Here is a 13,065-nt window from a genome sequence, read left to right as displayed (position 1 = left end):
GCGCGCGTGACCCGTCGCTCACTGCCGCGCCGGTTTATTAAATACTAGTTGAATAGGCCTGTGAAGATTTTCTTCAAGCGCCTGGAATGTGGTTTACCCGTGTTTACCCGCGAGCCTGGATGGCAATCAGGTTTTGTCGAACACCTGGTCCAGGTCGTAGACGAGCAGGAACACGCAGCCCGTGTCGCTATGAAATCCTGCGTCGACGGTGCCCCGTTCGGCAATGCCCGCGTATCCCGCAGTGAGTCGCCGGCCGTTTTGTACGGCCTCGCCTTCGAGTACGTAGATGAACTCGGGACCCGTATGGCGGTGATCAGGGAACGTTGCCCCCGCAGCGAACCGGACCAGTTGCATCGCGCGGCCGTCTGCTTTGCCGAGGTTCTTCACCTCTACGCCGGGCGCGAAGCGGGAGGGCACCCATGGCAGGCTCGCTGAATCGATGCCTGAGAAGCCAGGCGCGAGCGACGGGTCGTTTGCCATGACGGTGCCCTTGTGTGCGCTGGTGCGCGTTATTGCGCCTTCGCGTCGGCAGCGGCGAGCATGGCGTCGGCGATGCGAGACTCGCCGCTCGATTTGAGCGCTTCGCCCGCGCCGCGAATGTCGCGCTCTTCCTTGTTCTGGCTGAGCTTGCTCTTGCCGACCAGACGCGTGATCTCGATCTCCACGCCGACGATCGCCTTGACGAGCATGTCCGTGTAGTCCTTCGGCGCATCGGCCATCTTCCAGGGCTTGGGTTGCGTGGCTTCGTGCGTACGCGTCAGGCGGCCGATCACGCCGCGCACGTAGCGCTCGTCGTCGAGAATCCTGATGCGCCCATGAGCATGGACCACGACGTAATTCCAGGTCGGCACCTGCTTGTGCGCCTCGTGCTTGCTCGGATACCAGTTCGGCGAAATATACGCGTCGCCCGCGTGGAAGATCACGAGCACGTCGTCGCCGTTCGCCACGTCCTGCCAAACCGGGTTGGCGCGCGCGACGTGCGCGCGCAGAACGCCTAGCTCGCCCTCGCCCGCTGCGAGTTCAAAGGGAATGTGATTGGCGTCGAGCCCGCTCTTTCCCTGCGTGACCAACGTGCCAAAAGGATGTTGGGCGATGCAGTCGTGCAGAACGTCCTTGCGGTTTTCGGCGAAATGGGCTGGTACGTACATGCGTTTGTCCCTGCTCGTAAGGTGATGGGTTAGCGCGGCCGATGCCGCCACAGACCCGAGTCTGCCGCAAAAGTGGTTTATTCTGTAGATCCAGTTTATTCATATTCCAGTGAACCAGAATCATGCCAAGAACCGCGCAGGCCGCCGAGATGCCATCGTTCGGCACGCTGGACCGGGAGACCGGCAATCTCAGCCGCCAGGTCGCCGAGACGCTGCGCGAAGCGGTGCGCAAAGGCGATCTGCGGCCCGCCGATGCGCTGCCGTCCACGCGCGCGCTCGCCGCTTCGCTCCAGGTGGCGCGCGGCACGGTGGTCGAGGCCTACGAGCAGCTCATAGCCGAAGGCTTTCTTGAATCGAAGGCCGGAGCCGGTACCCGCGTGGCGCTCGCGCTGGCCGAGCCGCCGCCCGCGCGCGAGCCCCGCGTGGCTTCAGCGCAGGCGGCACAAGCCGGGCTGCCGGAACGCGCCGAAGCGTTCGCCAGGATCGGACGCGAGTTCAAGCCGCTTCCTCCAGTGCCGTTTGCCATTTCGGTGCCAACGGGCATGACCGCGCCCGGCGACGTCTGGCGCCGGCTCGGCAACCGCCTGCGCGCGCGGGGCCCCGCCTCGCCGACCGGCTATGCCGACCCGCAAGGCGCTCTGACGCTGCGCGAAGCGATTGCCGATTATGTGCGCAAGTCCCGCTCGGTGCGTTGCGAAGCGGATCAGGTGATCGTGACGAGCGGCACCCAGCAAGGGCTCTTTCTCGCAAGCCAGGTGCTGCTGGGGCCGCGCGACCAGGCATGGGTCGAGAACCCGGCCTACCGGGGCGTCACCGCCATCCTCGAAAGCCTGCCCTACCGCAACGCCATGGTGCGCGTGCCCGTGGACGCCGAAGGTCTCGACGTCGAGGCCGGCATTCGCATGGCGCCGAAGGCGCGCGTGGCGTTCGTCACGCCCTCGCATCAATATCCGCTCGGCATGCCGCTGAGCATGGCGCGGCGCGCGGCGTTGCTCGCGTGGGCGCGCGCCGCCCATGCCTGGGTCGTCGAAGACGACTACGACAGCGAGCTGCGTTACGAGGGCTATCCGTTTCCGGCGCTGCAGGGCCTCGCGCCGGATCGCGTGGTGTATCTCGGCACCTTCAGCAAGATCCTGTTTCCCTCGCTGCGGCTCGGCTATGTCGTCGTGCCGCCCAGTCTCGTGGATGCGTTCTGCGGCGCGCGCGTGCTAATGGACCGCCATCCGCCGACGGCCGATCAACACGTGCTCGCCGCCTTCATGACCGAGGGGCATCTCGAACGACACGTCCGCAAGGTGCGCAACGTCTATGCCGAGCAGCGTCTCAGTCTGATCGACACGCTCGAAGCGCTTTTGCCCCGTGAACTGGCGTGGATCGAGCCCGGCGATCAGGGCATGCATCTGGTGCTCTGGCTCGCCGCGAGGCTGGACGATCACCAGATCGTGCGGCGCGCAGCGAACGAAGGGATCGCGGTGCGTGCAGCGTCGCCCATGTTCGCCGCGGGCACCGCGCGCCCAGGGCTCATCCTCGGCTTTGGCGGCTTCAGCAGCGCGCAAATGAAAGCGGCCGCGCAGCGCCTCGCCGCCGTGATTGCCGCGGCGGCGCAATGAAGCGAGGCTAAACGCTCCGGTCTACTGGATATCGCTGCGACTTGCTCAATTCGATAGCGAGGAAGTCGACGAACGCCCGAATGCGCGTGGAAAGCTGGTGCCGCTGCGCATATACGGCGTAGATGTCCGCGCCCGGCGTTTCATACTCGGGCAGCACGACCACGAGCCGCCCGTCCGCCAGATATTCATTGATGTCCCATTCCGCGCGCATCAAGATGCCATGCCCGTCCAGCGCCCACTTCACGGCAATCTCGCCGTCGTTGGTCGTGAGATTGCCGTTGATCCGGATTGCTGCCGATTTGCGCGCACTGCCGCGCTCGTTCGACAGCCGCCACACGCCATAGGCTTCGTCGCCCTGGCGAATGCTGATGCAGTTGTGCTTCGCGAGGTCGTGCGGCGTGACGGGCGTGCCCCGGCTCGCGAGATAGGCGGGCGAAGCGCACAGCAAACGCCGGTTCGCCGCGAGACGCCGTGCAATCACGCGCGTATCGGGCGGCTCGCCGAAGCGGATGCAGACATCGTATGAATCTTCCGTGAGCGGCGGCGGCATGACCGACAGCTGAAGCTGCACGGAAACCTGCGGATACTGCGCGACGAAACGCGAAAGCGCGGGCCCGATATGGCTGCGCCCGAAGCCGAGTGTCGCGTTCACGCGCAGCAAGCCCTTGGGATGCTTCTTCGAGCCGCCCAGCAGCTCGCCCAGCTCGTCGATCTCGTCGAGGATGCGGCGCGCGTGCTCCAGGTACACCTCGCCTTCAGGCGTCAGCATCATCCGGCGGGTCGTGCGGTTCACGAGCGGCACGCCGGCTCGCTCCTCCATTTGCGCGAGCCGCTTGCTCACGGCAGCGGGCGTGAGGCCCAGCTCGCGCGCGGCGGCGCTCAGGCTGCCCGAGGAGGCGAGCGTCGAGAAAAAGCCCAGATCGGCGGGTAGAACGGTGTCGGTCACGGTCGCCACTTGTGAATTCAAGTTAAGGATGCTTTGAGTCTAGCACCGGTTTTTGAACCGGGAGTTCGGTAAAGTGAACCCACACTGGCCACACTTCACAGGAACGAGACATGAAGACCTATCGCATCGCAACCATTCCCGGCGACGGCATCGGCAAGGAAGTCGTGCCCGCGGGCAAGGAAGTGCTGGAAGCGCTTGCGAAAACCACGCAGCGCTTCGCGTTCGAATTCGAAAACTTCGATTGGGGCGCCGACTACTACCGCCAGCACGGCGTGATGATGCCGGCCGACGGGCTCGACGCCATCCGCAACAAGGACGCCATTCTGTTCGGCTCCGCGGGCGACCCCGACGTGCCCGACCACATCACGCTCTGGGGCCTGCGCCTGAAGATCTGCCAGGGCCTCGATCAGTACGCGAACGTGCGCCCCACGCGCATCCTGCCCGGCATCGACGCGCCTTTGAAGCGCTGCAAGCCCGAAGACCTGAACTGGGTGATCGTGCGCGAGAACTCCGAAGGCGAGTATTCGGGCGTGGGCGGGCGCGTGCACCAGGGGCATCCGCTCGAAGCCGCAACCGATGTCTCGATCCTCACGCGCGCCGGGGTCGAGCGCATCCTGCGCTTTGCATTCCGCCTCGCGCAGTCGCGCCCCCGCAAGCTGCTCACGGTCATCACCAAAAGCAACGCGCAACGCCACGCCATGGTGATGTGGGACGAGATCGCGCAGCAGATTTCGAAGGAGTTCCCGGGCGTGAAGTGGGACAAGGAACTGGTGGACGCCGCCACGGCGCGCATGGTCAACCGCCCGGCTTCGCTCGATACGATCGTCGCGACCAACCTGCACGCGGATATTCTCAGCGACCTCGCCGCCGCGCTCGCGGGCAGCCTGGGCATCGCGCCGACCGGCAACATCGATCCCGAGCGGCGTTATCCGTCGATGTTCGAGCCGATCCACGGTTCGGCCTTCGACATCATGGGCAAGGGGCTCGCCAATCCCATCGGCACGTTCTGGTCGGTCGTGATGCTGCTCGAGCATCTGGGCGAGACCGAGGCCGCCGCTCATGTCATGCAGGCCATCGAGACCGTGACCGCCAACCCCGCGCTGCACACCGGCGACCTGGGCGGCAAGGCGACCACGGCGCAGGTCACGGCCGCGGTGTGCGAACTCGTCGAAAAGGCGGCCGTCGCTGCCTGAGCGCTCAGCGCTCGTGCGCCGTTAAAAGAAGCAGACACGGGGGCGTGACACTAAAAAACACCCGCGCGCCCCCGCCAAAACCCTCCGAGGAGGAGACACGTGAATTCGGATACCGAAGCAATCGTCACGCGCAAACTCATGTGGCGCATCATCCCGTTCGTCATGCTGCTCTATTTCGTGAGCTTTCTCGACCGGGTCAACGTGGGCTTCGCGGCGATGACGATGAACAAGGCGATCGGCCTATCGCCCACGGCGTTCGGCCTGGGCGGCGGCCTCTTCTTCATCGGCTACTTTCTGTTCGAAGTGCCTTCGAATCTCATCTTGCACCGCGTGGGCGCGCGCATCTGGATCGCGCGCGTGATGGTCACGTGGGGCATTGTCTCGGCGGCGTCCGCCTTTGTGACCGGCCCCAGCAGTTTCTATGCGCTGCGCTTCTTGCTCGGCGTTGCGGAAGCGGGCTTTTTCCCCGGCATCATCCTCTACCTGAGCCTCTGGTTCCCGACGAAGCAGCGCGCGGCAGCGGCGGCATGGTTCATGGCGGCGGCGCCGATTTCGACGGCGCTCGGCTCGCCGATTTCCGGCGCGCTCATGCAACTGCCGACCCTGTTCGGGCTCGCCAACTGGCAGCTGCTTTACGTGATCGAAGCGGTTCCGGCCGTGCTGCTAGGCTTCGTGGTCCTGAAAGTTCTCACCGATGCGCCCTCGAAAGCGCAGTGGCTCAAGCCGCAAGAGCGCGACTGGCTCATGGCGAAGCTCGCCGATGAAGCGAGGGCGCGCGAGGGGCACGCAGGCCATACGGCGGGGGCACTGAGCGCCCTGCGCGACCCGCGCGTGCTGGCGCTCGCGCTGATCTACTTTGGCACCTCGGCTGGCCTCTACACGCTGGGCCTGTGGGCGCCGCTCATCATCCGGCAATATGGCTTCAGCTCGCTCGAAACCGGGCTGCTGAACGCGATTCCGAGCATCGTGGCGGTCGCTGCCATGATTCTCTGGGCGCGCCACTCCGACCGCACGGCAGAGCGCACCTGGCACGTCGTGATTCCCTGCGTCCTGGCCTGCGTGGGCTTCATCTTCGCGGGGCAGGCCAGTACCGCGCTGATGATCGTGCTGGCGCTCGTGGTGGTCAATGTCGGCATCAGTGCCGCGAAGGCGCCGCTCTGGGCCATGCCCAGCATGTTTCTCTCCGGCGCGGGGGCCGCAGCGGGCATCGCCATGATCAATTCGATCGGCAATCTCGGCGGGTTCGTCGGGCCCGCCGTGATCGGATGGCTGAAAACCCGGACCGGGAGCTATGCCGTGGGCCTGTATGTGGTTGGCGCGACGCTCGCGCTTTCCGCGGTCGTAACGTTGATGCTGAGCCGCAAGGCGAGCCAGCCGGTGATGGCGCAGGTGAGGCACGATCACTGAAGGGACAGGCCCTGCGCGGGCATCGGCCGGATGCGTCAGGCCTTGCCCGCGAGCCGCACCGCCACCACGCAGGCCGCGAGCGAAATCAACGAGACGATCAGCACGGTCCATTCCATCGGCACATAGCTTTCGCGTACGGCCCAGATCGCCGCGCCCGCTATTGGAGCAATGCCCTTGGCGATATTCGCGGGCATCGAAAGCAGGCCGCTCACCGCGCCATAGCCTTCGGTCCAGAGCAGCGCCTGCACGATCGTCCCGCGCAAGATCGTCATCATGCCGTTGGCGCCGCCATAGACGATGGCGAACAGCATCAACCACGCGGCCGACTTCCCGGCACACATCAGGATCACGACGGAACACGGGAAGGCCGTCGTCACCACGATGGCGACGGGCCCCGGTCGCGCGCGCCTGCCGACGGCGAACCATACGACACGCGCGAGCACCTGGGCCGGCCCGATCGCCGCCATGGTGACGATAACCGTGGCGCCCGCAACGGCACGCTCGCGCATCAACGGGATCAGATGGAACGTCAGCGCCACGAACGTGGAGTAGTACGCCGTGAAGCAAACGGCCAGCGCCCAGAACACGGGCGAGCGCAAGGCGTTGCGCGCCGATGCGCGGCTGACCTCGCGCGCGCTTTTGCGCCTCGCGGCGTCCTCCCCCGGCTCGCCGCGACGAATCGCCAAGCCGTGCACCGGCAAGCACACGAGCAGATTGACGAGCGCTAGCGCGAGCAGCGCGCCCCGCCAGCCGAACGCATCGATCAAACCTTGCGTGAGCGGAATGAACACGGTGCTAGCGAAACCCGCCACCAGTGTGATGAGCGTGATTTTTCCCGCGTAGCTGCGCGGAAACTCGCGCGTCACGACCGCAAACACGGGGTCGTAGAGCGTCGCCGCAATCGCCACGCCAAGGCCGCACCACACGACGAAGAGCGTCGGCAGATCGCGCGCCTGGGCCCAGATCACGAGCATCGCCGACGCGAGCAGCGTACCGCCCGCCATGACGCGCCGTCCGTAGCCGCGATCGATCAGCGTGCCGACCGGGTAGGCCGCGAGCCCCGAGACCAGCAAACCCACTGAAACAGCGGCATTGGTGGCCGTGCGGCTCCAGCCCATCGCGCTCTCCATGGGCACGACGAAGAGCGAGAACGCGTAGTAGATCGTCCCCCACGAAACGAGTTGCGCCGCCGCCAGCGCCCATGTCCGCGCTGTGGCGTGCGTTCCGTGCGGTCTCGCGTTGGTCGGTGTCGGCATGAATGAGAATGTATCGGCAACCTTTGGCAAGCTCGGGCACGCCACTCGCCAGTCGAGAACCCGGCCCGCTTTGCCGATTCTGGCGCACCTTCAGTGCGCTTGCACTATGTGCGCTAGCGCACGGAGCAGACTGCGCGGAGTCCCTATGCTCGCCGGGTGCCCGAGAGACCCGGCGCGAGCCCTCACGTTCGTTTCGCCAAACGGTGTCGCCAGTGCGTAGCCAAGCCATCCAATATGCCTTGCTTCTCGCCTGCGGGTGCCCGCCAGTCATCGATGCGCACGCAGCCGATGCAATTGGCATAGTCAAGACGATCAAAGGCTCGGTGCATGTCGAGCGTGCGAATCAGCCGGTCGGCGTCGCGGTCGGCAGCGAGGTGTTCGCGAGCGATCGCGTCCTGACCGGCCCCGCGTCTTCGGTCGGCATCACACTGCGCGACAACACGCTGCTGACCGAGGGCGCCAACTCCGTTCTCGATCTCAACAAGTTCGCATTCGACACCACCACCTACGACGGCGCGCTCGACGTGAGCATCAAGCGCGGCTCGCTCGCCGTGGTCGACGGCAAGCTCGCGAAGGCCAATCCGGAAGCCGTGCGCTACAGCACGCCCACCACCACGCTCGGTGTACGCGGCACGGAGTTCATCATCGAGGTGGGAGGAAGCGGGGAGACCGATCATTGAAGACGACGAACCGCGCACACCGGCTGCCGCGATCCATGACGCTCACGCTGTGCGTGTGCCTCTGCGCGTGCAGCACGCCGGACAAGATCACGCTGCTGCCCAATCCGGACGGCAGCGTCGGCAACGTGATCGTGCATAGCGGCAGCAAGACGCAGGTCATCGACAAGGCCTACACGCGCGCCGACGTCTCGAAGGGCGGCGCGATCGAGCAAACCGCCGGCAACAAGGCCGCCGTGGAGACCCAGTACGGCGCCCTGCTGGCCGCCGAGCCGCCCAGGCCCCGAACGTTCACGATCAATTTCGTATTCGACTCCGCCACGCAGCTTGCGCCCGAGTCCACGGCCACTGTAGCCGAGTTGAAAAAGGTCTTGGCGAGCTGGCCCGCGCCTCACCTCACGGTGGTCGGCCACACCGATATGGCGGGCTCCCAGGAGTTCAACGACCGGCTTTCCATGCGCCGGGCGCAAAGCGTGGCGTCGTTTCTGGTCAAGTCCGGCATACCCGCGCAGCAGATCGAGGTTGCAGGCCGAGGCAAGCGCGAGCCGCTCGTCCATACCGCGGACGGCGTCCCCAACCAGGCAAACCGGCGCGCAGTCATCACCGTTCAGTAATCCGTATCGATACGCGTTACTCTTTAGCGATCCCATGCCACGATGAAACGCTACCGCAACTCATGCATCGCCTTTCTCAGGCGCATGATGCGGGCGCGCAAAGGGCGCCCCTGGGCGCTCGCGGTGCTCTTGACGCTTCTGTTCATCAACCTGTGCAGCGAATGGCCCGGCGATGTTGCGCGGCCAGCCTTGCTCGATACGCTCGACACCGTGTTGCCCGACACCTTCGGCTCGGCGCGCCAGCTTCTTTTCGACCACTACCAGCGCCGCTTTCCGCGTGTGCCGGCCACGCAGCCGGTGACCATCGTCGAGATCGACGACAAGACGCTCGAATCCTTCGGCCAATGGCCCTGGCCGCGCAACCGCCTCGCCGGGCTGGTCGATGCGATCGAGGCGAACAGACCGCTGGCGATCGGCCTCGACATCTACATGCCCGAGCCCGACCAGACGTCGCCTGGCAACGTGGCCGACAACCTGCCCGCCTCGGAGGCCGCGCTCGCCACGCAACTGCGCGCGCTGCCCAGCCACGAGCGCATTCTCGCGACCGCATTGCGCGCATCGCCTTCGATCCTCGGCGCGGCGGCTTTCGATTATGCGACCTCCACGACGCGCACCGACATCCTGAGCGCCCCCGTGCTCGTGCACGGCCCGGACGCCCTCGCGAACGTTCACCGCTTCAATTACGTGCTCGCGAGCCTCCCCGAGTTGCAGGGCGCGGCCCACGGCCAGGCGATGCTCAACGTCGCACAGGAACAGGGCACAGTGCGGCGCATTCCGCTCGTGCTGAGTCTTGGCGACAAACTCGTACCGAGCCTGCCCATCGAAATGCTGCGCGTGGCCACCGGCTCGCCAGCCATCGAGGTGTTCGCGGGCCCATCCGGCGTGCGCGCCGTCGGCGTGGCGGACGTGCGGGTGCCAACGCAACCCGACGGCGATATCTGGCTGCATTTCGCCTCGATTGCGCGTACGCAGCAGCGTTATGTTTCCGCACGCGACGTTTTGCAGGGCAAGGTCGATGCGAGCCGTATCCGCAACAAGCTGGTTCTCGTCGGCCTCACCGGCACGGGCTTGACCGACATGCGCACGACGGCGTTGGGCGAACTGGTGCCCGGCATCGAGATACAGGCGCAGGTGATCGAAACGATTTTCGAGGGCCGCTTCCTGCAGCGCCCGGATTGGGTGATCTGGGGTGAGACGGCTTTCATCCTCGTGCTCGGCCTGTTCTTCATCTGGTATGTGCCGCGCAACGATTCACGGCTCGCCGTCTTCATGCGCGCCGTGCCGAAGGCCTCCGCCATCATCGGCCTTACGCTTAACCTGCTCACGCTTTCGGTTTGCTTCCTCGTGTTCCGTTATTTCGGCTTCCTTGTCGATGCCGCCTCGATCTTCATCATTCTTTCCGCGGTCATGGGCAGCTTCTTCACCATTTCCCTCATGGAGCCGGAAGCGCAAAACGCATCCAGCTCCGCCAAGGCGCCCGAAACGGGCACGTCGCTCAACACTTAGCGATTGCTTCAGTTGCCTGCATGGCTTCGACCTGGCAACCTCAGTGCTACATTACGATCCTGTTTGCCCGACAACAGGACGTCATCCAAGGCACGGAGCGCGAATGACCCCATCGGAACGGATTGACCAGCTAATCGCGGAACTCACCGACTGGCGCCGCGAAACCTTCGCCGCGATGCGCGAAGCCATTCTCGCGGCCGACCCGGCGATCGTCGAGGAATGGAAATACATGGGCAGCCCCGTGTGGTATCGCGACGGCATGATCGCCGTGGGCAACGCGCACAAGGGCAAGGTGAAGCTCACGTTCCTGTACGGCGCGAGCCTGCCAGACCCGAAGCAGCTGTTCAACGCCGGGCTCGACGGCAACGCGCGACGCGCTATCGACTGGCTCGAGGGCGACAAGGTCGACAAACGCGCGCTCACAGCGCTCATTTGCGCGGCGATCGAATTCAACCAGGGCAACGCGAAGAAAAAGGCGTCTGCCAAACCGCGCGCCCGCAAAACGGCCTGATGCGAGCGCGAGGCGCCTTCGCCTCAGGCGTCGGCTTCGCTCACCTCGCGAATGGGAATCACGGTGCGCGCGCCGCAATCGCGCAGCAGGTCGCGCAACTCGTTGATGACGGGAAACACTTCGTGATTCCAGTCAGCGCCCTGGTTGTCGTGCGCGGCCTGTTCGAGTTCGACGATGGTGCGGTCTTCCTTGAAGATGCGCTCCGTGAACCAGACCAGCAGCGGCCACGCCGCGTCGAGCAGGAACGGAATGGCAGGCCTGCGGACTGAAAGGAGTCCGAAAGTCCGGTTCGTGCGCTGACGCGCGTCGAGCGGCACATAAACGATCCACAGGTCCATCAGGAGCGAGTCGTCGCCCGAGCGTATTTTCAGCGTTTGATACGGATATTCCGTGCGGATCGTCATCACGCTCTGATCGCTCGGGTCCGCGCGGTTCCTGCTCGCGCCGAACACGAGCGCCTCGCCCGCAGGCTGCTTGCCCGCCATGCGCGCGAACGTATAGTCCACTTCGATGGAGCGCTTGCCGCGCCGCCGGCCGAGCGAGCGCGCCCGCATCTGGCCCATCTGGCGACGGTGCAGAAACTGGTGATTCATGTCCATCAGATTCTCGTGCATGAACGAGTAGTGGCACTTCACCTCGCGCCCGAAGCGGCGCGTCTTGTATGCCTTGTCCGTGACCGAATCCAGCACGGGCAGCGGCGTTTCTTCGGCGAGCGTGGTGTTGCCGGGAAAGACGAAGATCATGCCGTGCGCCTCGCGGCACGGATAGGCGCGCACGCCGTTGGGCAGGCGCTCCCTGCCGAGGTAAGGCACGTCCACGCACTGCCCCGAACAGTCGTAGGTCCAGCCGTGGTAGCCGCAGCGCAGCGACTCGCCATCCACCACGCCCGCATGCAGCGGCACCTGGCGGTGGGCGCAGCGGTCTTCGAGCGCGTGCACCGCGCCCGACGCGGTGCGAAACAGCACGATGGGCTCGCCGGCGAAATGCGTGCCCAGCGTCTTGCCAGGCTTGAGTTCGCGCGACCAGGCGAGCGGATACCAGTGGTCGGGATGAATGGGCACCCGGCGCAGGTCGCGCGGTTCCTGCAAATGTGACTCGATCGTATAACCGTCAGGGAAAGGCATTGCGCGCATGCGGAGAAACTCCTTGTCGAGTCCGTCGATATCGTCGTTATGGTCGTTATCGTCGTTCTGGGAAATTGGTACTTCGACGCAAATCTCGTGCCCGTTCATTCAACGCGAATGGCGCCTGGGTGTCGATCAGTGTTTTGCCGGAAAGCACGCGATGATGGCCGCCTGAACCTTGACGATGGCGGCGTCGCGCAGCGAACTGTTGCGCCACCCGAGTTCCACGGGATAGCGCGGCAGATCGAGCGGACACGCGAGCAACTTCAGGCCCGTCACGCGTGCGATCGCCTTGGCCGCGTGGCGCGGAATCGTGGCGACGCTGCGCGTGCCCTTGAGCAGAAAGGGCAACGCGGCGAAATGCGTCGTAGAAGCCACGACATTGCGCTTCAGGCCGCGCGCGGCGAGCCCTTCATCGACGATCCCGACCACGCCGCCCGACGACACGAGGATGTGCCCTCTCGACACGTAATCGCCGAGCGTCAAACGCCGCAAGGTGCGCGGTGCGTCGTCCACGAGGCACGCATAGCTGCCCTCGCCGAGCACCCGGTGGCTCAGCCCGCGCGAAGCGAAGCCGCCCGCCGCGACAGCGAGATCCATGTCCTGATTGGCAAGCGCATCGGCGACGATCTGACTGTGCGTCTGGCGAAAGATGATGCGCAGACCCGGCGCGCTGGTTTCCAGCGTTTCGATGATGCGCCGGCCGAAAGCCACTTCGAAGTCGTCCGAAAGCCCGATGGAAACTGCGCGACCGTGAAACGTGGTGGCATCGGGCGAGGCGATCGCGAGGCTATGGCGGCAACGGTCGAGCGCTTCGCTGATCACGGGCTTGAGTTCCTGCGCACGCGAGGTCGGCGCGAGCCCGCGGCCGGTGCGCACGAACAGCGTGTCCGCATAGAGCGCGCGCAGACGCCTGAGCGCCGCGCTCACGGCCGACTGCGTCATGTCGAGGCGAATCGCTGCGCGGCTCGCCCCGCCCTCTTCGAACAGCGCCTCGAATATCTTCAGCAGATTCAGGTCCACGGCGGCGATATCAAACTGGTTCATATCACTTAGTATCGATATACGTTCTC

Annotated in this window: 13 protein-coding genes; 7 read left to right on the top strand and 6 right to left on the bottom strand. The window is 65.3% G+C overall.

All coding sequences use genetic code 11. The features are described 5' to 3' along the window. Positions 1-126: 126 nt before the first annotated feature. Both AB4Y44_RS24130 and AB4Y44_RS24125 read right to left on the bottom strand, forming a co-directional pair. The gene (locus AB4Y44_RS24130; protein ID WP_342919647.1) at positions 127-480 is read right to left on the bottom strand and encodes a cupin domain-containing protein; all 354 of its coding nucleotides are present in this window, start codon (positions 478-480) and stop codon (positions 127-129) included. Positions 481-509: 29 nt separating this feature from the next. After that, positions 510-1,148 (bottom strand): FMN-binding negative transcriptional regulator, encoded by a 639-nt coding sequence (locus tag AB4Y44_RS24125; RefSeq protein WP_368701079.1) that lies wholly within the window; start codon positions 1,146-1,148, stop codon positions 510-512. 122 nt (positions 1,149-1,270) lie between these two features. Between AB4Y44_RS24125 and AB4Y44_RS24120 the strand changes: the two genes are divergently transcribed. Then, positions 1,271-2,758 (top strand): PLP-dependent aminotransferase family protein, encoded by a 1,488-nt coding sequence (locus tag AB4Y44_RS24120; RefSeq protein WP_368701078.1) that lies wholly within the window; start codon positions 1,271-1,273, stop codon positions 2,756-2,758. Positions 2,759-2,765: 7 nt separating this feature from the next. Here the strand turns inward: AB4Y44_RS24120 and AB4Y44_RS24115 are convergent, their stop codons facing one another. Further along, positions 2,766-3,704 (bottom strand): LysR family transcriptional regulator, encoded by a 939-nt coding sequence (locus AB4Y44_RS24115; RefSeq protein ID WP_342919897.1) that lies wholly within the window; start codon positions 3,702-3,704, stop codon positions 2,766-2,768. Positions 3,705-3,814: 110 nt separating this feature from the next. On the opposite strand from AB4Y44_RS24115, the gene AB4Y44_RS24110 reads away from it, so the two are divergent. Together AB4Y44_RS24110 and AB4Y44_RS24105 are read left to right on the top strand one after the other, a co-directional pair. After that, positions 3,815-4,897 (top strand): tartrate dehydrogenase, encoded by a 1,083-nt coding sequence (locus tag AB4Y44_RS24110; RefSeq protein ID WP_342919650.1) that lies wholly within the window; start codon positions 3,815-3,817, stop codon positions 4,895-4,897. Positions 4,898-4,996: 99 nt separating this feature from the next. Beyond that, entirely contained in the window at positions 4,997-6,304 is a 1,308-nt protein-coding gene (locus tag AB4Y44_RS24105; RefSeq protein ID WP_368701077.1) for an MFS transporter, read from the top strand. Positions 6,305-6,339: 35 nt separating this feature from the next. Here AB4Y44_RS24105 and AB4Y44_RS24100 read toward each other — a convergent pair whose 3' ends face one another. Next, positions 6,340-7,560: an MFS transporter gene (locus AB4Y44_RS24100; RefSeq protein ID WP_368701076.1), complete on the bottom strand. Its 1,221-nt coding sequence runs from the start codon at positions 7,558-7,560 to the stop codon at positions 6,340-6,342. A gap of 212 nt (positions 7,561-7,772) precedes the next feature. Here AB4Y44_RS24100 and AB4Y44_RS24095 point away from each other — a divergent pair, with 212 nt between their 5' ends. The 4 genes from AB4Y44_RS24095 (at position 7,773) to AB4Y44_RS24080 (ending at position 10,868) form a co-directional block, all read left to right on the top strand. Beyond that, positions 7,773-8,240: a FecR domain-containing protein gene (locus AB4Y44_RS24095; protein ID WP_368701075.1), complete on the top strand. Its 468-nt coding sequence runs from the start codon at positions 7,773-7,775 to the stop codon at positions 8,238-8,240. Beyond that, positions 8,237-8,851: an OmpA family protein gene (locus AB4Y44_RS24090; protein ID WP_368701074.1), complete on the top strand. Its 615-nt coding sequence runs from the start codon at positions 8,237-8,239 to the stop codon at positions 8,849-8,851. The genes AB4Y44_RS24095 and AB4Y44_RS24090 overlap by 4 nt, the downstream gene beginning before the upstream one ends. 42 nt (positions 8,852-8,893) lie before the next feature. Next, on the top strand, positions 8,894-10,357 hold the full coding sequence (locus AB4Y44_RS24085) for a CHASE2 domain-containing protein (protein WP_368701073.1): 1,464 nt from the start codon (positions 8,894-8,896) through the stop codon (positions 10,355-10,357). 103 nt (positions 10,358-10,460) lie between these two features. Next, positions 10,461-10,868, top strand: coding sequence for a DUF1801 domain-containing protein (locus AB4Y44_RS24080; protein ID WP_342919655.1), 408 nt, complete (start codon positions 10,461-10,463; stop codon positions 10,866-10,868). Positions 10,869-10,891: 23 nt separating this feature from the next. Here AB4Y44_RS24080 and AB4Y44_RS24075 read toward each other — a convergent pair whose 3' ends face one another. Both AB4Y44_RS24075 and AB4Y44_RS24070 read right to left on the bottom strand, forming a co-directional pair. Then, on the bottom strand, positions 10,892-12,001 hold the full coding sequence (locus tag AB4Y44_RS24075; RefSeq protein WP_342919656.1) for an aromatic ring-hydroxylating dioxygenase subunit alpha: 1,110 nt from the start codon (positions 11,999-12,001) through the stop codon (positions 10,892-10,894). A gap of 126 nt (positions 12,002-12,127) precedes the next feature. After that, the gene (locus AB4Y44_RS24070) at positions 12,128-13,039 is read right to left on the bottom strand and encodes a LysR family transcriptional regulator (RefSeq protein WP_368701072.1); all 912 of its coding nucleotides are present in this window, start codon (positions 13,037-13,039) and stop codon (positions 12,128-12,130) included. Positions 13,040-13,065 lie beyond the last annotated feature (26 nt).

The organism is Paraburkholderia sp. BR10937, from assembly GCF_040965695.1.
Classification (GTDB): Bacteria; Pseudomonadota; Gammaproteobacteria; order Burkholderiales; family Burkholderiaceae; genus Paraburkholderia.
Note: the sequence above shows the minus strand (reverse complement) of the source record. Positions and strands in the feature narration are given on the sequence as shown.